This window comes from Fictibacillus sp. BK138, assembly GCF_004216955.1.
Classification (GTDB): domain Bacteria; phylum Bacillota; class Bacilli; order Bacillales; family Fictibacillaceae; genus Fictibacillus.
This window is the reverse complement of sequence record NZ_SGXL01000001.1, coordinates 3237804-3260211: the sequence shown is the minus strand read 5'-3', so window position 1 is coordinate 3260211 and position 22408 is coordinate 3237804. Positions and strand designations below refer to the sequence as shown.

Annotated in this window: 25 protein-coding genes and 2 pseudogenes; 15 read left to right on the top strand and 12 right to left on the bottom strand. The window is 37.0% G+C overall.

What is annotated here, in order from left to right:
* The first annotated feature begins 99 nt into the window (after window positions 1-99).
* The 5 genes and pseudogenes from EV282_RS16410 (at window position 100) to EV282_RS16390 (ending at window position 4469) form a co-directional block, all read left to right on the top strand.
* Window positions 100-627 (top strand): hypothetical protein, encoded by a 528-nt coding sequence (locus tag EV282_RS16410; RefSeq protein WP_130296821.1) that lies wholly within the window; start codon window positions 100-102, stop codon window positions 625-627.
* A 50-nt stretch (window positions 628-677) separates the two neighbouring features.
* Window positions 678-1541 (top strand): ABC transporter permease subunit, encoded by an 864-nt coding sequence (locus EV282_RS16405; protein WP_130296820.1) that lies wholly within the window; start codon window positions 678-680, stop codon window positions 1539-1541.
* On the top strand, window positions 1534-2574 hold the full coding sequence (locus tag EV282_RS16400; protein WP_130296819.1) for an ABC transporter permease: 1041 nt from the start codon (window positions 1534-1536) through the stop codon (window positions 2572-2574). The genes EV282_RS16405 and EV282_RS16400 overlap by 8 nt, the downstream gene beginning before the upstream one ends.
* 78 nt (window positions 2575-2652) lie before the next feature.
* Window positions 2653-3288, top strand: a pseudogene (locus EV282_RS16395) (SpoVR family protein); the annotation flags it as partial.
* A gap of 266 nt (window positions 3289-3554) precedes the next feature.
* Window positions 3555-4469 carry a cation diffusion facilitator family transporter gene (locus tag EV282_RS16390; protein WP_130296817.1) on the top strand — a complete coding sequence of 305 codons (915 nt, stop codon included), beginning with the start codon at window positions 3555-3557 and terminating at the stop codon, window positions 4467-4469.
* Window positions 4470-4570: 101 nt separating this feature from the next.
* On the opposite strand, the gene EV282_RS20365 is transcribed toward EV282_RS16390, so the two are convergent.
* Window positions 4571-4738 (bottom strand): hypothetical protein, encoded by a 168-nt coding sequence (locus tag EV282_RS20365; protein ID WP_165389507.1) that lies wholly within the window; start codon window positions 4736-4738, stop codon window positions 4571-4573.
* 137 nt (window positions 4739-4875) lie between these two features.
* Window positions 4876-5766, bottom strand: a pseudogene (locus EV282_RS20535) (LysR substrate-binding domain-containing protein).
* Between the two features lie 116 nt (window positions 5767-5882).
* Here EV282_RS20535 and EV282_RS16375 point away from each other — a divergent pair.
* The 4 genes from EV282_RS16375 (at window position 5883) to EV282_RS16360 (ending at window position 9292) form a co-directional block, all read left to right on the top strand.
* The gene (locus tag EV282_RS16375; RefSeq protein ID WP_130296814.1) at window positions 5883-6095 is read left to right on the top strand and encodes a hypothetical protein; all 213 of its coding nucleotides are present in this window, start codon (window positions 5883-5885) and stop codon (window positions 6093-6095) included.
* Between the two features lie 2 nt (window positions 6096-6097).
* Complete coding sequence (locus EV282_RS16370; RefSeq protein ID WP_130296813.1) at window positions 6098-7393, top strand: MFS transporter; 1296 nt, start codon at window positions 6098-6100, stop codon at window positions 7391-7393.
* A gap of 137 nt (window positions 7394-7530) precedes the next feature.
* A complete protein-coding gene (locus tag EV282_RS16365) occupies window positions 7531-8229 on the top strand; it encodes a response regulator transcription factor (RefSeq protein WP_130296812.1) in 699 nt (232 codons plus the stop codon).
* On the top strand, window positions 8222-9292 hold the full coding sequence (locus tag EV282_RS16360) for a sensor histidine kinase (protein ID WP_130296811.1): 1071 nt from the start codon (window positions 8222-8224) through the stop codon (window positions 9290-9292). Before EV282_RS16365 ends, EV282_RS16360 begins: the two co-directional genes overlap by 8 nt.
* 31 nt (window positions 9293-9323) lie before the next feature.
* Here the strand turns inward: EV282_RS16360 and EV282_RS16355 are convergent, their stop codons facing one another.
* Entirely contained in the window at window positions 9324-9884 is a 561-nt protein-coding gene (locus EV282_RS16355) for a YdhK family protein (protein WP_130296810.1), read from the bottom strand.
* A 200-nt stretch (window positions 9885-10084) separates the two neighbouring features.
* Between EV282_RS16355 and EV282_RS16350 the strand changes: the two genes are divergently transcribed.
* From EV282_RS16350 to EV282_RS16340, 4 genes are all read left to right on the top strand, one after another.
* A complete protein-coding gene (locus EV282_RS16350; protein WP_130296809.1) occupies window positions 10085-10420 on the top strand; it encodes an ArsR/SmtB family transcription factor in 336 nt (111 codons plus the stop codon).
* 98 nt (window positions 10421-10518) lie between these two features.
* Complete coding sequence (locus EV282_RS20360; RefSeq protein ID WP_165389504.1) at window positions 10519-10686, top strand: hypothetical protein; 168 nt, start codon at window positions 10519-10521, stop codon at window positions 10684-10686.
* A gap of 20 nt (window positions 10687-10706) precedes the next feature.
* On the top strand, window positions 10707-11573 hold the full coding sequence (locus tag EV282_RS16345) for a permease (RefSeq protein WP_130296808.1): 867 nt from the start codon (window positions 10707-10709) through the stop codon (window positions 11571-11573).
* 357 nt (window positions 11574-11930) lie between these two features.
* On the top strand, window positions 11931-12320 hold the full coding sequence (locus tag EV282_RS16340; RefSeq protein ID WP_130296807.1) for a YidH family protein: 390 nt from the start codon (window positions 11931-11933) through the stop codon (window positions 12318-12320).
* Between the two features lie 99 nt (window positions 12321-12419).
* Here EV282_RS16340 and EV282_RS16335 read toward each other — a convergent pair whose 3' ends face one another.
* Together EV282_RS16335 and EV282_RS16330 are read right to left on the bottom strand one after the other, a co-directional pair.
* A complete protein-coding gene (locus tag EV282_RS16335) occupies window positions 12420-13607 on the bottom strand; it encodes a chromate transporter (RefSeq protein ID WP_130296806.1) in 1188 nt (395 codons plus the stop codon).
* 15 nt (window positions 13608-13622) lie between these two features.
* Window positions 13623-13931, bottom strand: a complete 309-nt coding sequence (locus EV282_RS16330) for a PadR family transcriptional regulator (RefSeq protein ID WP_130296805.1) — start codon at window positions 13929-13931, stop codon at window positions 13623-13625.
* A 254-nt stretch (window positions 13932-14185) separates the two neighbouring features.
* On the opposite strand from EV282_RS16330, the gene EV282_RS16325 reads away from it, so the two are divergent.
* Complete coding sequence (locus EV282_RS16325; protein ID WP_130296804.1) at window positions 14186-15010, top strand: STAS domain-containing protein; 825 nt, start codon at window positions 14186-14188, stop codon at window positions 15008-15010.
* Window positions 15011-15085: 75 nt separating this feature from the next.
* On the opposite strand, the gene EV282_RS16320 is transcribed toward EV282_RS16325, so the two are convergent.
* Entirely contained in the window at window positions 15086-15370 is a 285-nt protein-coding gene (locus tag EV282_RS16320; RefSeq protein WP_130296803.1) for a hypothetical protein, read from the bottom strand.
* 129 nt (window positions 15371-15499) lie between these two features.
* Between EV282_RS16320 and EV282_RS16315 the strand changes: the two genes are divergently transcribed.
* Window positions 15500-16756, top strand: a complete 1257-nt coding sequence (locus tag EV282_RS16315; protein ID WP_130296802.1) for a sensor histidine kinase — start codon at window positions 15500-15502, stop codon at window positions 16754-16756.
* A gap of 429 nt (window positions 16757-17185) precedes the next feature.
* Here the strand turns inward: EV282_RS16315 and EV282_RS16310 are convergent, their stop codons facing one another.
* From EV282_RS16310 to EV282_RS16285, 6 genes are all read right to left on the bottom strand, one after another.
* Window positions 17186-17554, bottom strand: coding sequence for an SET domain-containing protein (locus EV282_RS16310; protein ID WP_242611896.1), 369 nt, complete (start codon window positions 17552-17554; stop codon window positions 17186-17188).
* Between the two features lie 138 nt (window positions 17555-17692).
* Window positions 17693-18271 carry a 5' nucleotidase, NT5C type gene (locus tag EV282_RS16305; RefSeq protein WP_130296801.1) on the bottom strand — a complete coding sequence of 193 codons (579 nt, stop codon included), beginning with the start codon at window positions 18269-18271 and terminating at the stop codon, window positions 17693-17695.
* Between the two features lie 12 nt (window positions 18272-18283).
* On the bottom strand, window positions 18284-19372 hold the full coding sequence (ribD, locus tag EV282_RS16300) for a bifunctional diaminohydroxyphosphoribosylaminopyrimidine deaminase/5-amino-6-(5-phosphoribosylamino)uracil reductase RibD (RefSeq protein ID WP_130296800.1): 1089 nt from the start codon (window positions 19370-19372) through the stop codon (window positions 18284-18286).
* A complete protein-coding gene (locus EV282_RS16295; RefSeq protein ID WP_130296799.1) occupies window positions 19359-20120 on the bottom strand; it encodes a GTP cyclohydrolase II in 762 nt (253 codons plus the stop codon). The genes ribD and EV282_RS16295 overlap by 14 nt, the downstream gene beginning before the upstream one ends.
* A gap of 163 nt (window positions 20121-20283) precedes the next feature.
* Window positions 20284-20934, bottom strand: coding sequence for a DUF2642 domain-containing protein (locus EV282_RS16290; RefSeq protein ID WP_130296798.1), 651 nt, complete (start codon window positions 20932-20934; stop codon window positions 20284-20286).
* 43 nt (window positions 20935-20977) lie between these two features.
* Window positions 20978-22339, bottom strand: coding sequence for an arsenic transporter (locus EV282_RS16285; RefSeq protein WP_130296797.1), 1362 nt, complete (start codon window positions 22337-22339; stop codon window positions 20978-20980).
* Window positions 22340-22408: the final 69 nt, after the last annotated feature.

The window sequence follows — 22408 nt, the reverse complement described above, 5'->3', positions numbered from 1 at the left end:
TGGAAGAAATAAAAAAGACTAACACCCAAATTTGTAATAATGTGGTAAAATTTAATCAGATTATTTTGAAAAATGATGAAAAAATAGGGGGATTATTCATTGAGAAAGTTGTTAATGACAATACCATTAATAGGTTTATTGTTAGTAGGATGTACAGAAGATAAAGAGAAAGTTTCTCAAGAGGATAAGGGAAAAGGGCTACCAACTTCAATACAAAATCATATTGATGACGGACAGATTGTTATAGTAAACACCTCTTCAAATTTAAATGAGATACTAACTGGATCTAGAAAAGCATACAACCTTTCATTAATGTTTCAATTTCTTGATGATGTAGAGGCTAAAAAAGACTCTGATTTGAAGTTTACTATTGTCGACAAAAATGGCAAAAGTACAACGAATGAACTCAAATATCAAAGTGGAGAGTTTATATATTCCAATAATTATAGAGGGTATGAACTGCCAGTTGGTGAGTTTCATTGTACAGACATTAATGATAACGGAAGTAGTCAATTGACTCTTGATGGATGCAAAGAGCCAGAAGCTATTTCAAATATGCCTACTGTTATGTTTACGGCATCTGATTATCAGGCAGCTAAAAAAGAATATCGAACACCTAAAAAGTAAACAATTATGACCCTTCTATCGAAGGGTCATTGATTATAAGGAGGCTTTTTATGAGACTGTTACGAATACAGTTTGTCTTTTCTCTGTTGTTAGCAATCATAGGGATCTTCTTTATAGGATCGCTCCCGTTTGCTTTTGTAGAGTTGAAAATTGATATAAGTTTATATATTCAAGAGACGGTTGATCTTTTCAGAAAAATAATAAATCCTATGGAAATTGTTTATTTTACAGGTACAGGTATCCCAAGAAGTCTATTTCCAGCATTATGGGAACCTTATTTCTATTCTTTAAGTGTTTTAACATCAGCATTCATTTTAGCAATTATCGTTTCAATCATATTAACTTTATTAATATATAAGCTGCCATCACAGCTAATAAAACCTGTTAAAAAAGTATTGTATGTATTAGAATCCGTTCCTGATATTTTGGTTGCAGTAGCTGTTCAAATGTTTATCATTTGGTTTTTTAAAACCTTTAATATCCTCTTGTTTCCTATTGCAGTTGCATATGAGCAAAACGTTTATCTTTTACCTATAATGTGTTTGACCATTTTGCCAACACTTCTTTGCACCAGAATTTTATTGTATGACTTTGAGCAGGAAATGAATAAACCTTACGTAGATTTAGCTTCAGGAAAAGGACTGACATCGTTTTATGTCCTGTGGCGGCATATACTTCCAAATGCAATAATTAGTTTCTTCTTTCATTCAAAGAATATTTGGTGGTTTATGCTTTCCAATCTATTGATCATCGAGTATCTATTCAACATTTATGGCATCACAACATTTATGTTAGACAATAGTTCCCCTGAAATATTTACGATCGGTATGCTTTTGATGTTTGTTCCGATTTACCTATCTTTTTCGTTCATCCAAACATTTATCATACGTTTAAGAGGTGACAGCGATGCTTAGATTGAATAGAGGTCTTCTATTTATCATAGGATTACTTTTTATCTTTTCTATCCTTGGGTTTAGTTTATATCATCATTTCGTTATGAACGATGAAATTCCAGTTACTGAATTTCTTTATAAAGACGGAATGCCCGTTGACCGAGCACCTTTTCCACCTTCTAAGAACCATTGGATGGGAACAGATCAATTTGGGAGTGACTTAATGTACAAAATTGTACAAGGTGCCAAATTCACGATTGGATTAGCTGTTATTATTAGTTTACTCCGAGTCAGCTCTGCTTTTGTGTTCGGTTTCTTACTTTCCTTATTTAAGCGGATAAAATGGGTAACATCTCTAAATCAATCATTTTACTATCTTCCTGTGGCATTAGTTTGTTATTTCTTATTAAAACCTGTAATAAGTTCGGAGGTTTTAACATTTGGTGAGAAAGCGATATTTGAAATCATTATTTTGACTTTAATCGCAATACCAACAACAAGCGTCCTTATAGCAGAGGAGATTAAGATTATTAAATCAAATGAATTTATCATTGGGGCTAGAGTAATAGGAGGGAATTCTACGCAAATCTTTATAAAGCATGTTTTGCCTCACTTAGCACCTAAGATCGGTATCATCTTTATGCAACAGATTATTGCAGCTTTAATACTGCTGGCTCACCTGGGACTTTTATCGGTATTCTTTGGAGGAACAATTACTCGTGAGTATGGTGATGAGGAAGAAATAGCCCTTTCTTTATCTAATGAGTGGTCTGGGTTAGTTGGCACATATTTTTATCAACTTAGACTGGCTCCTTGGTTATTATTGTTTCCAGTCCTATTCTTTGGTTTAACAATTTTATCATTCAATTTTATATTGGAAGGATTAAAAAAACAGCCATTGAAAACTGTAAAATTCAAACAGGATATGTATAAATTTATTATTACTAATAAAGTTGATAAGAGTTTATTTAAACCTGTTACTCCAGTGTTAAATATGAATCGTAATTCGGAAATTGTTGCTCGGTCTATGGAACATAAATCATTTGAACATTAACAAATCATAATAAATGAGTTAGAAGTTTAACAAACAATAGTCATCAAGACGTTAAGGATAATCTAAGATCCTTAGGAGAACGAAGGCTGGGCTAGCTACTGGCACGCCAAGATCCTGCAAGAAATGGACTTAACCTCTCATGAGACGATTGAATTTGCGAAACTGAACGCTGGGGTAGTTCAGCCATCGAAGACATCTATCAATCCATATTACCTAGGGTTACAGATATTCAAAGACATCGAAGAACGCTACAACAACCCAAATGAAGAACTGATCAGACAAGGCGTCAAACCAGGTTCAGGACGTGAAAAAATGTTCGAGGTTCGTGAACTTGAATCTGACATGTCGTTCATACGAAACTATCTAACTAAAGATCTTGCTCAAAGAGAAGACATGTACCTTTTCCAAAAACAGGGGAAGGAATATAAAATTGTCGATAAGCAGTGGGAAGAAGTTCGTGATCAGCTAGTGAGTATGAGGGTAAACGGTGGGTTTCCGTATATCACAGTAAATGACGCAGATTATATGAAAAATGGGGAGCTATATCTCAATCATAGTTATGAAGATATGGAACTCGATGTGAAGTATCTGGAGAAAGTGCTGCCGCACGTTCATCACCTCTGGGGACGTCCAGTTCATATGGAGACGAGGATCGAGCAGAAGCCTGTTCTGTTCACGTTTGATGGGAAGACGGTACATCGGAAGTACCTCTAAAATTAAACAAATGTTTAAAAGCACTCTATCTGGGGTGCTTTTAATTTTCACTAGGAAAATGAATTCAGAAGTATTTTGTACCAATTAGATGGCGTATATCTTGAGGGGCTATTGATAACCTATATAGTATTAAGATTGATTCACTAAAAATCGCTAAAGATAGTGATTTCTTGATACTAAGTTGTATTCAGAATATATTTGCAATATTTAATTTGCTTTGACATAATATATATGAGCATATATTCATATATTAGAGGTGAAAAGGAATGGGGCACTCTCATGATCACAATCACGGCCATCACCACCATGGAAGTAACAATAAAAAAGCTTTAAAATGGTCCTTTTTCTTAATTGCTGGATTCATGATTGTAGAGATCATTGGTGGCCTCTGGACGAACAGTCTTGCTTTACTTTCCGATGCAGGACATATGTTAAGTGATGCAGCTGCACTTGGGCTTAGTTTTTTAGCTCTTACGATGGGACAACGAAAAGCGACGCAGTCCAAGACGTTTGGTTACAAACGGTTTGAGATTCTAGCCGCTTTCTTAAATGGAATTACACTAATTCTAATTTCTCTTTATATCTTCTGGGAGGCATATCACCGAATCGTGGATCCCCCTGAAGTGGTGAGTACAGGTATGTTAATCATCTCCATTATCGGACTGTTGGTTAACATTGCTGCTGCCTACATTTTGATGAAAGGCGATAAGGATGAGAACTTGAATGTGCGTAGCGCCTTTTTGCATGTACTAGGTGACATGTTAGGTTCAGTTGGAGCGATTGTTGCCGCTCTTCTTATCATGTTTCTTAGCTGGAGTATCGCAGACCCGATCGCGAGTATCGTAGTTGCTATTTTAATCATCATAAGTGGTTGGAGAGTAACGAAAGATTCCTTCCATATCTTGATGGAAGGAACACCGTTAAATATTGATGTTTCAAAGGTAAAGGAAACTATCATGAACATACCTGATGTAAAAGAGGTACATGATCTACATGTTTGGTCCATTACTTCTGATTTTCCGGCACTCAGCTGTCATGTGGTCAGAGAACCATCCGCAGATTATCAAGATGTATTAAAAAGGGTTAAAAAGATCTTGCATGATGACTTCCAAATTCATCACACAACGATCCAAGTAGACGATGAAGCGATAGGGTGCCAAGATGAAGGACATTGCAACTAAAAACTAATCGATCTAAGACCTCTTTTTTACGTTGGTTTATGGTGAGAAAAAATTAACAGAGAAACAAAAAAACAGTGCGTTCATGCACTGTTTTTTTATTTTTACTTGTTTTTTCGAGATGATTTTGACCAGTCTGAAGCAAGTACTTCTTGTTCAAATTGATCTGCACGTTCTTCTTGTTTTCTGGATATCTTCTTTATGAAAAAGACAAAGAGTAAAGAGAATATAATTCCTATAACGATCAAAAGAGTAGGTCCTAAAAAATCCATAGCTGCTTTAGACCACCTTTCATTGTTCTTATACACATATATCCATATAGTAACACTTTAATAGATTTTATAACTCCTGAATTATGACAATTTAAAAATAACGCTTTATTTTCATCAGTATGGAGAGCCATATTTTCTTAAATAACACAGGAGTCATGATTAATAAATCGAATAAAGGCATCTGCTGCAGGACTAGGGAAGGTCTCTTTATGCCGGACAATATGAAAGTTTCTGAAAACCTTTAAGTCTGAACCTTCTAATACTTGAATCTCTCCAAATTTTGTTTCCATCTGAATGGTTCTTTTAGAAACGAAACTAATGTATTCTCCGGTCAAAACAGCTTGTTTGATCGCTTCAGTTGAGTCTAGTTCAATATATTTGTGAAGATGAACCTTATGTTGTTTTAGATGCTTCTCAATCGTTTTACGTGTATTTGAATCTTGTCCTCTCATAACAAACTTCTCATTTATTATGTCTTCAAGTTTTAAATTTTTCTTCTTCGTAAGGGGGTGATTCTTCCTTGCGATCAAGACAATCTCATCCTATAGTAGTATCTCGTTGATTACCGATGTAATGACAGGTACTTCAGGAATTATAGCTATATCAAGTAAATTGTTTTTCACCTTAATAAGAATTTCATCCGTTGGCTGGATTTCTAATTTAATGCTTACACCCGGATACTTTTTCATAAAGTTGATGACAATTGGAGCCATTAAGTAGTTCCCGATTGTAGTACTAGCACCAACCACGATTGATCCACTTTCTAGATTTTTCATGCCTTCCATTACAGACTCCGTTTTACCTACTAAAGAGAGAATTTTTTCTGCCATTTCAAATAAGACCAAACCAGAATCGGTCAGTTTAATCTCCCTTCCTACGCGGTGGAAAAGGGTTAATCCAAACTTTTGTTCCATTGATTCTATTTGTCTTGAAACAGCAGGTTGACTAATTGAGAGTTCATTGGCAGCTCGTGTAAAACTTTTTTGTTTTGCAACATGATAGAACGTTTTAAGCTGATAAAAATCCATGGGTTTCTCCTCTTTCCATAACGAAACCGTATAGTAAATATTACAAATATGCATTTTTATTATATTCCAATTACGAATAGAATGAAAGAAAGGTAACTTATTCGGGAGAGGGTCGTATGTCTTGGTTTAAAAAAAATCCGTTATTTTTAGTCCATTTAACGATAAGTCCTGGTGAGTCATTTAAGGCACAACAATCATTAAGTAGATTTGGAATTCTCTTTAAACTTGAAATATCATCATCCTGTATCCTGTTAAAAGTGAAAGAAGAGGATATAGAGAATGCGAAGAACGTTGTTAAGATTGCTTGCATTAAGACAGGGGATGTATAAGTATGCTAAATGACAAAATAGAAACACTTCATCAAGGAAACAGCATCTCATCTAAAAAATCAAAACAGATATATAAGAAAACATTGTTCGTTGTAGGTATTTCACAGATCTTTGGCGGGGCTGGACTCGCTGCTGGAATTACTGTTGGTGCTCTTCTTGCGCAGCAAATGATGGGGACAGATGCATTTTCAGGTTTGCCGGCTGCTCTTTTTACAATCGGCTCAGCAGCGGCTGCGTTTATAGTGGGGCGTCTTTCTCAACGGTATGGACGCCGAACAGGATTAACAATTGGATTTCTGGTGGGGGGATTAGGAGCATTAGGTGTTGTGATTTCTGCTATAACAAACAGCCTTTTGCTTTTATTTGGTTCTCTATTTATATACGGTGCGGGTACAGCTACAAATTTACAAGCTCGTTATGCAGGTACTGATTTAGCACATGAAAACCAGCGTGCGACGGCGATTAGTATTATTTTAGTTTCAACAACAGTTGGTGCTTTTGTAGGTCCAAATTTAGTTGGTGTGATGGGGGATTTTGCATCATCCATTAATGTTGCTGCCCTTGCAGGACCTTTCATCTTATCTGGAACGGCATTTATTATAGCGGGTCTTATAATTTTTCTTATGCTCCGTCCAGATCCTTTCTTAATCATACAAATGATGGAAGCTAATATAAGCAAGAAAGTTTATGAAGCATCAATAACTAGAAGTAATCATTCAAACCATAGAAGAGGCATTGCAATCGGTGCTGCTGTCATGATTCTTACACAGCTTGTGATGATTGCAATCATGACGATGACTCCTGTTCATATGAAACACCATGGACACGGACTTAGCGAAATAGGGCTAGTTATCGGTGTTCATATCGGTTCGATGTATCTGCCTTCACTTGTTACAGGTGTCCTTGTTGATAAAATTGGACGTACTCCAATGGTTATTGCTTCAGGAATCACTTTACTGCTTGCGGGTTTAATAGCAGCGAACGCACCAGGTGACTCTATGTTCTTTCTTATTATTGCTCTTTCTTTATTAGGACTAGGCTGGAATTTCGGATTGATTAGCGGCACTACTATAGTAGTGGATTCTACAGATTCTTCAACCCGGGCTAAAACTCAAGGAAACATAGATGTATTGATTGCATTAGCGGGTGCCTCTGGAGGAGCTATGTCTGGAATAGTTGTTGCATACTCCAGTTATGCAGTATTATCATTTGCTGGTGGTTTATTGTCACTATTACTGATTCCAGTTGTTGTTTATTTTAGAGGAAGCAGCAAAAATATGAAGCAAAGAGGATTGTAATAAGAAGGAGACTAGCTCTAGGTGAATACCTCTTAAATTAAACAAGTGTTTAAATCTTCATCAAAAAAGCATGCTCTTGGCGTGCTTTTTGCTATGATTAGGAATAATATTGCTAGAAAATGAGGAGGAGACATTAAATGAAAACCATTTTAATTGTTGATGATGAACCAAAATTAAGGGAAGTGGTCTCTTCTTATTTAAAGAAAGATGGGTTTCTGACTCTAGAAGCGTCTAACGGAAAGGATGCTCTTCATTATATATCTACTAAGACTGTGGATCTGGTCGTACTTGATTTAATGTTGCCGGATATGAGCGGAGAAGAAATATGCGAAACGATACGGAGGCAATTCAGTGTTCCGATCCTAATGCTGACTGCAAAAATAAGTGAGGAAGATCGAATTAAAGGGTTATCCATAGGTGCAGATGATTATATGATAAAACCGTTTAGTCCCCGTGAGCTTGTTTTGAGAGTGAAAACAATCTTACGACGTTCAGGGGAGGGAGAATTATTAGCTGAACAGATTACATATAACGATGGTGAACTTAAGATAGCATCTGACAAACAAGAGGTGTTTGTAAAGGGGCAGCTAGTAAACCTCACTCCAAATGAATTCAAATTGTTGATTACTTTTGCAAGACACCCAAACCGAATCTTCTCTAGAGATGAATTAATTGAAAAGATACTGGGATTTGATTATGAAGGCGGCACACGAACGATCGATCAACATGTGAAGAACTTACGTCACAAGATTGAAAATAATCCAAAAGCACCCAAATATATCGTTACCGTATTTGCGATGGGGTATAAGTTTACAGGAGGGGGTTCTCATGTTTAGAGGACTGCATGCAAGATTAACGGTTAGTTTTGTGTTTGCTGCTTCATCTATTCTTATTATTGCAAGTATTATCATCATGCTGGAAGTACATTATCATCTAAACATGTTTAAAGAAGATGTACCTGACTTTAATAGTATACGACCATTGACACACCATTTTGAAAAAGCATTGTTAAGCTCTATCATTTGGACTTCTATTGGAGCAATTCTCTTAGTCTGTATCATTAGTTATTTTGTTGCAAAAAACCTAACAAAACCACTCATATTAATGAGAAAGGCAGCAGAAAAAATGACAAGGGGAGACCTTCAGGCAAGAGTGAAAACACTAGGAAACGATGAATTGAATGAACTCGGTATGTCTCTAAACCATTTAGCATCTCAACTACAACGACAAGAATCAGCTCGGAAAAATATGACTTCAGATATTGCCCATGAGTTACGAACGCCCCTCGCAACCATCAAAAGTCATCTCGAAGCCTTTGAGGACGGTGTTTTTCAGCCGACGCGTGAGAGGCTCCACTCGCTTAAAGAAGAAATAGAAAGGCTGATACTATTAGTACAAGACCTAGAACACCTTACCGAAATGGAATCTCCGCAATCTGTCCTTGATCTTAAGGAAGAGGATATAAATAAACTGATAGACAAAAGTATCGACGCTGTATCGGCCACATATGTACAGAAAGGTGTCATACTTGAAAGAATATCTAGCGCTCCCATTGAATTAAGGACGGATGCAAAGCGGATGACTCAGGTGTTTATCAATCTTTTAAGCAATGCATTAACCTATACTCCTGCAAGCGGGTACGTAACGGTTACAGCTGTGGAAGAATTTAATCATGTTCATATTACGGTAAAGGATACAGGAAAAGGGATCCCAAAAGATGAACTCGATCAAGTGTTTGAACGCTTCTACAGAAGCGAGAAGTCAAGAAATAGAGAATATGGCGGTAGCGGAATTGGTTTAACTATTGTTAAAAGGATAATTGAAGCTCTCGACGGCCAAATATGGATTGAAAGTGAACTTGGTAAAGGTACTGAAGTCCATATTCGTTTTCCTAAATAAAAAAAGTCTCCAGCGCGGGAGACTTTTTTTATCATTCAGCTGATAATTCGCTTTCTGTTACCCATTTATGGTTTGTTACTTTTTCACCGCCAGTGGTTGGTGTGTAATCAACCATATAAACTGTTGTTTGTTCTGCTGAATCTATAGTAGCCTTAGCACCTTTCATACCTTTCATATGGTCGGCGTTAAGTGTAACTTCAGCTCCTGGCTTTAATGGCTGATCTCCTGGATCCTTAAGCTCTTCATGTATAACCCATTTATGATGGGTCACTTTTTTTCCGCCAGTGGTTGGTGTGTAAGATACCGTATAAACAGTAGTATCATAAGCTCCAACAATCGTTGCTTCAGCCTCATCCATGCCTTTCATGTGATCGGCTTTAATGATAGCCTTGCTATCAACTGGAAAAGCAGGATCTTTAGCTTCTTTTAAACCTTTCGGCACTTCACCAGAACCTGAATGATCCATACTGCCATGGTCCATTTCTTCATTTGTTTTTTCTTTTGGATTTTCTTTTTCGTTGTTGCCACAAGCCGTAAGAGTAAGTGAGAATGCTATCAGCAAAGTTGCGAATAGGTTGATTTTCAGCTTCATTTATATTCCTCCTTCTGTTTGTAGGTTGCCCATTAAAATTAAGAGATAAAAACCCCGATACTGCTTTATTATAAAAATGAGTTATGAAGAAGTTGTGAAGAGAATTAAATCAATTTTTTTTGATTTAATAGTTGCAAATTAGTAAATAAAGGATATAATGAAATTACATCAAATAATTTTGATGTTAGGAGTGATTAAAAATGAAAAAAGAAATACCCTTATTAAACAACATGAATTCAGCAGCAAATCCAGACTTTGAAAAGTATGAACAAAAATTCAAGGCATTAGCCGATCAGCAGAGGCTTCAAATCATAAATATTTTAGCTCTAAAAGAAAGTGTTTGTGTTTGCGACCTGACACCTTTGATTGATATGCCACAATCAAAACTATCTTATCATTTAAAGATTTTATTAGAAGCCGACTTAATTCAAAAAGAAAAAAGAGGGACCTGGAACTATTACTCTTTGAACATTAAGGAAATCAAAGGTCTTTTATCTGATCAGTTATGTTGTGTGTTCTTGCCATCTTGTTGTTAAATGAGTACTACAATTTGTAGTATTTCATTTTTGAACAAAACATCAATTTTTTTTGATGTATAAAACAAATTTTTTTGATATAAAAGGAGGATGCGTCTATGAACCATTATTACCTTGAATACATCTTGCAAAATCAACGGAAAGAGTTAGAAAAAGTGAGCAGCCAACATTGGAAACTTCAGATAGAAGAAAAGAAAAAATTGTTTTTTAGAAATCTATTTAAAAGAAAAGCAGCCGTTCAAAATAACCAAGTGTGCTGTGCTTGATCGAAAAGGAGAAGAGAATCATGTGGATGGAAACGTTTAAAAGTTTTTTAAGCATTGCATTAGAACTCACCGTACTATTTGTGGTGATCTCATTTGTTATCAACCTGCTTCAGTCGTATGTTCCATACGACAAAGTAGAGAAATATCTGAGTGGAAAGAACAGAGGATTAGCTGCCGTTTTTGCACTGACCTTTGCCTTTATTACACCGTTTTGTTCATGCTCTACCATTCCGGTTGTCGTAACCATGCTGAAAAATAAGATGCCGTTTTCCATTGTAATGATTTTCTTGTTCTCATCTCCAGTATTAGACCCAACAATCATTACCATAATGGGGGTTATGCTTGGCTGGAAAGTTACGATAATCTACACCATTATAACCGCAGTTTTTTCTGTCATAATTGGTTTCGCATTAGAAGCTTTTGGATTTGAGAAATCAGTGAAAAACGTGGTGATGACGGGTTATAAAGAAGAGTCCAAAAAGTTTGACGTGAGAGCCGCACTGAGGGAGACGCTTGGATTGATGAAGAGTGTTTATCCTTATCTTATATTAGGAGCAGCAATAGGCGCCATCATTCATGGTCTAGTGCCTATGAATTGGATTGCCGGTACATTTGGAAGAGATAATTGGTGGATCGTTCCAATAGCTGCAATAGTCGGAATTCCATTATACATCAGGCTTTCCAGTATGATTCCAATCTCCCAAGTATTGATTGCAAAAGGGATGGCGCTGGGACCAGTTATGGCTTTGATGATCAGTTCGGCAGGTGCTAGTTTACCAGAGGTCGTACTCTTAAAATCAATTTTTAAAAAGGAGTTAGTTATTACATTTTTACTCTCAGTTATCACGATGTCTACAGTCTCGGGTTTTATATTCTATCTTGTTTAAGTTTCTTTTTTGAAAGGAGGTGAAGAAGATGAGCTTTATCAAAATACTTTTAGGTGATAAAAAAGAAAATGAATGCTGCAGCATTGAGATTAAAGAAGTTAAGAGCGGAGAAGAATCTTGTTGTGAAGATGAAAAAAAAAGACAATAAATGCTGTGTGTAAAAATATCAGTTCACAACACATTTTATAAACCCTCACTGATCAGTGAGGGTTTATCTTTTATATTTTCACATATAATTTCGTCAGAATTTATACAAACTGAAAGATATAAGCTGTCATTTTGTTATTAAGAAACAAGGAGTCTATAATTGTATACACAAGAATGTTTCAATGAAAAACATTGAGGTGAAATAAACAAATGTTTAATAAGAAGGAAGACCAAACCGTTGATTCAAAATATATTCAGCAGCATTTAGCAAATGAACGTACATATCTTGCTTGGGTTAGAACGGCAATTGCAGTTGTTGGAATCGGATTTGTTATAGTAAATCTTCATTTTACGCTTCAAGATGAAATTTCAGACACAGCAGATATGGTCGCTATCATGGTAGGTGCTCTAGCCTTTTTATTAGGAACAACAATCATCGTCTTTACATCCTATGATTATATGAGAAAGAGATATCAGATTAACCAGCAAACCTTTCGGGCATCTAAAAATCTAATCATTCTATTATCTTGTTCTTTGGTTGTCAGTTTATTAGTTATGGCGATTTTGTTTGTGATTTACCTAATAAATAAAATGAGCTAGTTAGAATTTGTTTAGCGCAATTTTAGTAAGCATTTCATATATCCCGAAGCCAATAAAAAAGAAAATACCCAAGCACTATTGCTTGGGCATTTTTGCTTATTATAATGAGGTCATCAACAATCCGCCAATAGCACCTGTTACAACAATAATCCATGGTGGAAGCTTCCAATAAACCAGCATGCTGAAGAGTACGGCTGCAAAAGCAAAATCAATTGGTTTCAAGATCGTACTCGTCCAAATTGGTTTATAGAAAGCTGAAATCAGTATCCCCACAACAGCCGCATTTACACCCATTAATGCTCCTTTAATCTTTGGATTTCGGCGCAGCATATTCCAAAAGGGAAGTGTGCCTAAGATTAGGAGGAACGCAGGAAGGAAGATTGCAAACGTTGCTAATAATCCTCCTTGCCATCCATTCATTACTGCACCGAGATAGGCTGCAAAGGTAAATAAAGGTCCAGGTACAGCTTGAGCAGCACCATATCCAGCTAAGAATGCTTCTTCACTGATCCAATCTGTTGGAACAAATTCACGTTCCAATAAAGGCAAGACGACATGTCCGCCGCCAAATACTAAGGAACCTGAGCGGTAAAAGCTGTCAAAGAATGCAATCCAGCTGATCGATGTTGCTTCTCTTATAATTGGTAGAAGAATAAGCAAGCCAAAGAACAGTGTTAAACAAATCACTGCAAATGTGCGTGAGACAGGGAATTTAAATTCTGTATCTTCACTTTCTGCTTGCTGGCGGTATAAGAGGAAACCTAAAAGACCAGCAACAAAAATGACTCCAACTTGTGAAAAAGCTGTTTGCCAAAGAAGTGTAACGACTAATGCTAACAAAGCGATGGTCTTTCGTTTTAAATCAGGAGTTAATTTTTCAGCCATGCCAAGTATTGCATGTGCGACAACTGCGACAGCAACAATTTTTAAACCATGTATCCAGCTGAGATTACTAATATTAAGTCCTTCTAAAACGAGTGCAAATAGAATAAGCGCGATAACAGAAGGCAGTGTAAACCCGATGAAAGAAATGATTCCTCCTAAGACGCCTCCGCGCATAACACCAATTCCTATACCTACCTGGCTGCTCGCTGGTCCGGGTAAAAACTGGCACAGTGCAACAAGATCAGCATAGCTTTTTTCATCCAGCCATTTTCTTTTTCTTACATATTCTTCGTGAAAGTACCCTAAGTGTGCAATGGGCCCGCCAAAAGAAGTTAAGCCAAGCCTTGTTGAGACCAAGAGTATTTCTAGTAATGCTTTAAAACGATTTTGTTCTTGCTTCATGTTTTTTCACCTCTATTAATCCTTTATTTCTTTGAAAAGTTCGTAAGCTTTTTTTCTTGCTTCAACTAGCACCAGGTTGCCTTTTTCTGTGGAAGAATAGTACTTTCGGATTTTACCTTCCACATTTTTTTCTTCTTTATTTAAAAGGCCGTCAGATTCCATGCTGTGCAGGATGGGATAAAGAGTGCCGGTACTAATATTGTAGCCATGCTCTTTAAGCTCCTCTAACATCCATACTCCATAGATGGGATGTTCTTTTGCGTGGTGCAGGATGTGTATTTGTATAAACCCTAGGAATAGTTTTCGTAAAACCTTTTCTTCCATTGCGCCACCTTCCTTAATTTCGAAACCCAATATCGACTTTCGAAAACAAAAATAACATGACTTCTTTCAAATTTCAACCGAATACCTATAAGATTTACATTAAGTTAACAATTCTTACATGGAGTTAGGACGAATTCGAATAAGTGCATAGAATCTTATATTATTTTCACAGTTTAGGCAGTTTATGGTTTTTTAATGTTACAATAAAAAGAAACTGATATATTAAAACTATATTGATGCGGAGAGTGAAAGTAATGGAAGCGACATTAACGGTTGCCAATTATCTAAAAGAAAACGCTGACCTTCTAGCTAATAAAATCGTTGATGATATTATTAAAAAGTTTGGTTTTCAAGTTCCTCCAAATGATATTTTACAAGCAAAAAAGGTGTATGCAGAATTTCTGGAATTCTTAAGTGAATCCATTGACTGCAAAGAAGGATCTGTTCCAGATAAACTTGTTGAATGGAGCAGAGATAATGGAGAGAAGACCGCAGCTAAACATAATAGAATTTCTGATATTCTGATTCGTTACCCTGATACTCGTATGGTATTTGCGGATTTTATAATGGATATCAGTTTGGAACATGGATTGAACACAAAAGACGTTGTATTAATTCTTAAACGAGTCCACCACATGCTCGATGTCAGTATAAATGAGACGGTACTTGCATTTGAAAGACGTTCAGAGGAGCTTTTATCAAATGCAAAAAAAGAACTAAGGGAATTATCTACACCTATCGTTCCGATTCAGGACGGTCTAGCAGTGTTGCCATTAATCGGTTCAATTGATGCTGACAGAACGGAACATTTGATGAATGGTGTACTGCCAAAAATACCAGAAATGAATATTGAACGGCTTATCATAGATTTTTCAGGAATTGTTGCCATTGATACTGAAGTGGCGGCTAATATCTTTAATGTGTACAGAGTGCTGGGTTTGTTAGGAATTGATGTACTCGTAACAGGTCTTCGTCCGGAACTGGCGATCAATGCTGTTTCAGAGGGAATTGACTTCACTTCTATAAAAACATTCGCAAACGTGAAACAGGCGATTGAGAGCATTAGATCGTATTCTTAATTAAACAATTGTTTAAAAAACCAGCATGCTGAAGCTTGCTGGTTTCTTTTTGGGATTAAGGTGTACGAGGTAATTTTATTTAGCTTTATTTTTTATATAGCTAACAAATCCTAGCCGGTGTCCTTCACTTTCTATTATTTTGCGGACATAATAAGGGTCTTTTAAGAGTCCGTTTTGTTTATCAAGTAAAACCCATTCTTTTAATTTAGGATCACTGATTAATTCTTCATACCATTTTCTGTTTTCTAATTCTGCCCAAAGTTCTTCGATATCAGGGTCTTTGATTTTTAAAACTCTTTTTTGTATGACTTCAATAATAAGTCCTGCTGTGATCAAACATAGTAATAAGAAAAGCATCATCTTTTGCATCCTCCGATAAACATTTTAATAATTTTTTTGAAAGTAAAAGTATTAATCAATAATTCTATTGTCATTCTTTGGAACTAAATGTAATATTTTCAGTAATAGGTCTAATGGATGGTGAATGAATTGGAGATTACCCAGCATTTATTGTTTAACTTGTCTCTATTGCTCATTTTTATTTTCATATGTATTCTCTGGTCGTTAAAAAGAAAAGATCCCGCTTTAATCTCTAAAAGAGCAGCGATCGTTTGTGGGATTGCAGCGGTTTGGGCATGTATTGCGCTTGCCTACGAACTTACTGATACAACTCGTTTTGATTTGAGAGAATTACCTGTTATCCTCGGCGGTCTTTACATGGGAATCGGGCCTATTCTTTCATTGGCAATCATATTGTTAAGAGGTCTGCATGGTATAGACACCGGGTTCTTTTTAAATGTCTTAATATATGGACCCCTAGCCATATTGTTGTGGCGTGTTTATCCCGTGTTTTGGAAACAGAGTCCAAAAAAGAGAATTATCATCTCGGTAAGTATAACCTTAATTACTAGTTTAGCAACTATCGCTACGATGGAAATAGTTAATATCAATTTGAACCGCTTTGATGCTTACTTCGCTTTTCTAGTTATTCCATCGGTGGGTATGCTGATCACTTCGAGTACTATTGAATTTGTCAGATCGAATCTGATGATGAGACAGCAGTTGTTTAAATCGGAAAAATTGGCAGCTGTCGAACAAATGGGTGCTGCAATTTCACATGAAATCAGAAATCCTTTAACTGTATCAAAAGGATTTGTCCAGCTTTTAGAAAAGGAAGCCATAACTCCTGAGAAACAAAAAGAATACTTGAGTTTAATACGAAATGGCCTCGATTCTGCAGAACAGGTTATACAAGACTATCTAACTTTTTCAAAACCCACGATTGATTCTATGGAAGAATTAAACGTTGAACAAGAACTTAATCAAATCATATCCATATTGATCCCAACAGCAAATCAGCATTCCGTTCTGATCTCGAGCCAATTTTCATCATCTGCATGTGTATTAGGTGACAGGCAAAAATTTCGGCAATGTATGTTGAATGTAATAAAGAATGGGATAGAGTCCATGCCTCATGGAGGTCAATTAACGATAAATGTGGAACAAGATAATAATCTCGTAACGATAGAAATAAAAGATACAGGTATAGGCATGACAAAGGAACAGATAAACCGTTTAGGAGAGCCCTATTACTCAACAAAGGGCGCCAAAGGCACTGGCCTTGGTATGATGGTGGCATTTAGCGTCATAAGAGCGATGAATGGAACAGTTCAGATTTCGAGTGAACTAAAAAAAGGTACAGCCTTTTCATTTCAATTCCCTGCGCATATTTTAGATAAAAGGTGAAAACAGCACGCTTATGCAGGAAATTAGTAAAAAAAAAAGGACTTCGCATGGAATTCATTTGCGAAGTCCTTTTTTGTCCTTTTAAGGACTAAGTTCCATGACTGGTGCTTTAGAATCATCCATTAACACCTACACGTATAGGATTTTGTATTACAGAAAAAATCAAACCATCTCGTAAATGCGAGATGGTTTGACCCTTCTTTTGAATTTTGTGATACAAACATGTAGTGATTGGAGCGGAAGGGTACTGACTCCGGCGGGAGAAGTGGGACAAGTGAGACCCCTTTTGGCGGGTAGCGGCAGGGGGCTCACCGCCCGTCCCGCGGAAAGCATGTACCCTGGAGCGGAGATCACCGCCTCAAATCTTCTATGATGGACTTTTTCAGTGGCCTCCTTATGAAGCGGACTGTTTGTTTTTTTATTATTCATTCACCAAACATCGAACCACAGTGGTCCTTTGTCGTCAGGGTCGCCATTATAATTCACAAAAATTTCTTCGCCAGCTTTAATTGTTTTAAGTGCTACGAAATCAACCGTTTCTTCTTTAAGGTTATTCTCAAACATAGCATTAGGAGAATAAGAGTGGTTAAACAATGACCCATATCCGAGGGCAATCGCTACATGATCATAATTCTTTCCCCAGTTAAAGTAATAGTTACGCAGTACAGTATTTTTCAGTTTTCTATATTGATCACCAGGGCATACAATGACAGGTGCCTGGTGAATCATTTCGCCTTTTTGAATAGTACGCGTAGCAAAAATTCCTCTGCCGTATCTTGATTTTTTTATTTCAATCAAATTGTTTCACCGCCATTCTTCTGCAACAAAAAAATTCATGTCATTATCATAAGGTATGAAGAATGTGGGTCTAAAGAGAGTGCGTGTGCCTACTTATTGAAGATATTTAAACAAAAAAATAGTACGCACAGAAGCGCACTATTTGCTCGTATTATGTTTTTTTATAATCTCTTTTAATTCCGTCCAATTTGTTAATCGAGGAAACTCCAGATGCTGATTATAAGACTGACCCCTCACATATAGCTGAACAGATTCACTCGTAAGAGTCTCTAATACATTAGGTTTGTCGTCAAAATAGTAATCTAAATTCAGCTCTTTAATGGTATGTATCTTTTCTTCATCCTTCATACCACAAAAGAATCTGCCTTCTTCTACAGGAAAACCAGCTTTTTCTACCCAATTTTTTGTTTGTTCACAATGTTTAGCAGGTCTAGCTGTAATATAGTAAATTTCATGGCCCTGCTTATGAAGCTCTTGGAGCACTTCTACTGCATCAGGATATGCTGGGCAATCACTGAAATAGATTTCTTCCATGGAATCGATCCATAATTGGTTGCCTTCCTGTTTTGAAAGTCCGAACGGCTCATGAATCTCTAACGTCTTAATCGTATGAAAAACATCAATGGGAAGATCTTGTTTCAGCTTTCTATTATAAATATGAAAAGCATGTTCTCGTAAGCTTATTAAAGTATCGTCAATATCAAAACCTAATCGCATGGGCAAAACCTCTTAATTGTATTTTGGATAACCGGTAAATTTAAAATCTGGACCGATTTGAGTAACGTGCAGATCAGTCAATTCAATGGCATCTGCCATTTTATCAATTCCTGTGCCTCCAAAGAATGAAGGAGATCCCTTGCCGCCGATCAATTTCGGCGCCATATAAAAAATAGTTTTATCGACAAGCCTGTTCTCAAGAAAAGCTGCGTTTATCGTACCGCCACCTTCAATTAGAAGGGAAGAAACAAGGTTCTCTCCTAATATTTCAAGCACACGAACCGGATTTACTTGTGAGGTATTGGTAATGAATACTTTAGCTCCAAGTTCTTCAATACGCTCTTTCTTTTTTTTATCATGGTTTTCAGTAGTAAAAACCCATGTTTCAGCTTGTTGATCGTTAAGTACTTTTGACCCTAAAGGGATTTTGAGTGTTGAATCCATAATCACTCGTATTGGATTACGGCCGTTTGGTATCCTTGTTGTCAGTTCAGGATCATCATGGATCACTGTATTTACTCCAACGAGAATGGCTTGATTTTCGTTTCGGAGCTTATGAACATCCTGTCTTGCTTCAGCGGATGTGATCCATTTGCTGTTATTCGTATGACTCGCAATCTTACCGTCGAGTGTTATTCCTGACTTTAGAGTAACAAATGGGATTTTTTGTACAATGAATTTATTAAACACTTCATTCATCTTACGGGATTTTTCTTCAAGTATACCGACTTCAACCTCAATGCCGGCATCTTCTAGTATTCTAACGCCACGTCCAGAAACGAGAGGATTAGGATCGAGTGATGCAATCACAACCTTCTTGATACCCGCTTCTACGATTGCAACGGCACACGGTCCCGTTCTCCCGTGATGTGAACAAGGTTCAAGTGTAACATAGATGGTTCCGCCACGGGCTTTCTCACCGGCCATTCGTAAGGCGTGGATCTCCGCATGAGGTTCACCGGCTTTGAGATGCGTTCCCACTCCTACGATCCGGTTCTCATTCACAATCACAGAACCTACAAGAGGGTTAGGATCTGTCTGGCCTTTCATAGCCATAGCATTATCTAACGCCAGTTTCATATAGAATTCATGACTGCTCATCTGGAAAGGTCCCTTCGTCTTCTAAGTGGCCGGATCGTTGTATCTTGGTTTGGAGGTATTTTTCATTGAACTCAGAGATATCTCCCCAGATCGGTGTTCGGCCTGAAACAGGCAATCCTGCTTTTATCAATGCATCAAGTTTCTTAGGATTGTTCGTAATTAAAGTAACAGGTTTTGTACGTAAAGCTTTTAAAACTTCAATGGCATCATCATAGTTTCTGGAATCATCTACAAAACCTAAACTTTCATTTGCTTCTACCGTATCTTGTCCATTTTCTTGCAGGACATAAGCCATCGCTTTACTGAACAGACCGATTCCGCGTCCTTCATGGTTTGCTAGATAAAACAACGCGCCTGTACCATGTTCGGTGATCATTTTCATGGACTGCTTAAGCTGATAGCCGCAGTCACAGCGCTTGCTGCCAAAAATATCTCCAGTATGACAAATAGAGTGCATACGAATGAGTGCATCTTCGCTGTATTCAAAGTCACCGTATACTAAAACACTGGATTGCTGATATTCGGCCAGGTTTGATGAAGACAATTTTTTAATAATCTCTTCAAAGTTGTCGGTGTGTTCACAGCCCTCCAGCCAGCTGTACCATTTGAACACAACGGTTTCACCATTCAGATTAACAGGGAGCCTTATAGGTCCGACCAAGTAGATGGCTCCTTCTCCTTTTTTTATCACTTGTATTTTATCTTCTAGAATAGAAAGAACTTTATTGTTGAAAGTACTTTGTATCATAATCATTTTCCCCTTTAGGTTTGCGTAATAAAACAATTCGTGTATACGTCTATTTTATACTACATAAATCGTTTGCAAGAAGTGTTTTGCTCTTATTGGAAAAAAAAAGCATTGAGTCGCCGCGTGAAAAGGGGACTCAAGCTATTATTCAAAAACACATTTTTTATGGAAGATATACCGATTTGACATGATTCAGCTTAAAATAAACGGCTTCTCCATTAGCATTGATCAATTCGATCAGGTTACCTTTTCCATTCTTGATCAATCCTATTTTATCTGGATCCTCACCCATATCAAAAACTGCAATCTTCCCCTCGAACTTCTTTAATTGTTCCTCGAATGAACGACTAAGGGAAGAGGTGTCAGGAAGTTCGAATCGAACAGAATAGGGTGATGTATTCTGTTCATAAAGAGTCAGCCATTTCAAATGTGCCAATGGAATATAAATCAGTTTATATACGGGTGAATAAAGTACTAAATAATCGCTCAATACATGAATGATCGTCCCGTGAAGCGTTTTTTTCCCTATGACATAAACTTGAGTGTTCAACCCTTTAGCATTTGTTAAGATACTTCGGTATGAAATGGGTGAGTCATCTTGTGGAAAAGGCATTGCTTCAGGCTTAATTATGTCCTGATCATCCCCTTCGATAAGAACTGCCTTTTGGACATGCAATAGAGGGATATAGAAAAATTTTTGTCCATCAAAAAGTACTAAAATGTCATTTCCAAAATCGGTTAGAATTCCTTTAAAACTATGTCCGGTTATTTTTAGTTTTATTTGTTTATTTAACATGCGGCTAAAATGGTTCAATTACAATCGACTCCTATAAATATTCATACGTTTTCCCAGACGGTCAACTTAATATAAAAATGAAATGGACCCATGTATAAAGCAATAATAAGGTTACTGCTAAAGTGAGAGGCACCGCTATTAACGATATCCGCAGATAGTCTTTCCATTTTATTTTAATTTTGTTCTGCTTCAAAAGATGCAGCCATATTAATGATGCCAGGGTCCCGATCGGCAGTAATAGTGCACCGATGTCACTGCCTGCAATACTCGCCAGATACATTGTTTTTAACGTGATAGGATCAAGGTTCATCTCTGTCAAAGTTATTGTTCCTATCAGCAGGGCAGGATGGTTGTTAAATAGATTTGAAAGAATGGTAACCAGACCGCCCATTAAAAATGTTGCCTGAAACATGCCTTGGTCAACGATCGGCACGCAAATTTTCAGAAGCAGATCAGTAAGTCCTGTATTATGAAGCCCGTAGATGATTACATACATTGAAAAAGCAAAGATAAGGATGTGCCAAGGGGTTTTCTTTAAAATATCCAGAGGGTTTGTTCTGAGGTAGTACCATCTCCATATTAACAAGACAACTGAACCAAGTACTGCGATAAGTTCGATGGGGATAGACAAGAATGAGGCTATGAAGATTGAGCACCTGATCAATAGAACAAAAAATAAGATCTTTAACATGAACTTTGTTCGCTGGCGTTTTGTTTCAACAGTTACCGTTCCTTTAAGAGGATGGAACTTCTTGGTGAAAAAGGACTGTTCTATATCATATGTCAAATGCGGAAGTTTTTTTGGAAGCCTTTTTTTCACTAGAACATACATCAGGGAAGACATGAAGAGTAAGCCTAGTGTAGCTGGCACAATCATCATCGCTGTATACATATAGAGGGTCATATCGACTATTTTTAATGAGATGAGATTTACAATGTTGCTTACTCCGATCGGCGTGCTGGATGCTGTTGCAGTAAGAGCCCCAGTCAATAGGTAGGGGATTTGATGGTGCGGTTTTAACCTGAAATTTTTGAGAAGCAGAATCAGTATCGGAGTGGTTATTAAAATACTTCCATCATTATTAAACAAAAGGGTCATTAGAAAACATAACATCTGGATGTACCAATATAGGCGGTATCCGGATCCTTTAGAGAGACTGGCAAGACGGGATGCAGACCAGTGAAAAAAACCAAAGCTTTCAAGAATAACTGCCATAACGATGGTTGAGATGATGGTGATCGATGCTCCGCCAATCTTATGAAGGATTTCAAGTACATCGGCTTGAGTCACTATGCCTGCAATCAGTATGATACAGGCTCCAATTGCGGCTGGCCAAGCCTCGTTGATGCCTTTTGGTCTCCAAAATATAACTAACATAGTCATAAGGAAGACGAAAACGGAAATCATGATGTGAAGATTCATTGACGTTCTTCGTCCCTTCTTTCTTTTATAATCAAAAAGTAAATACTTGTCCTACATTATATGAAAAAC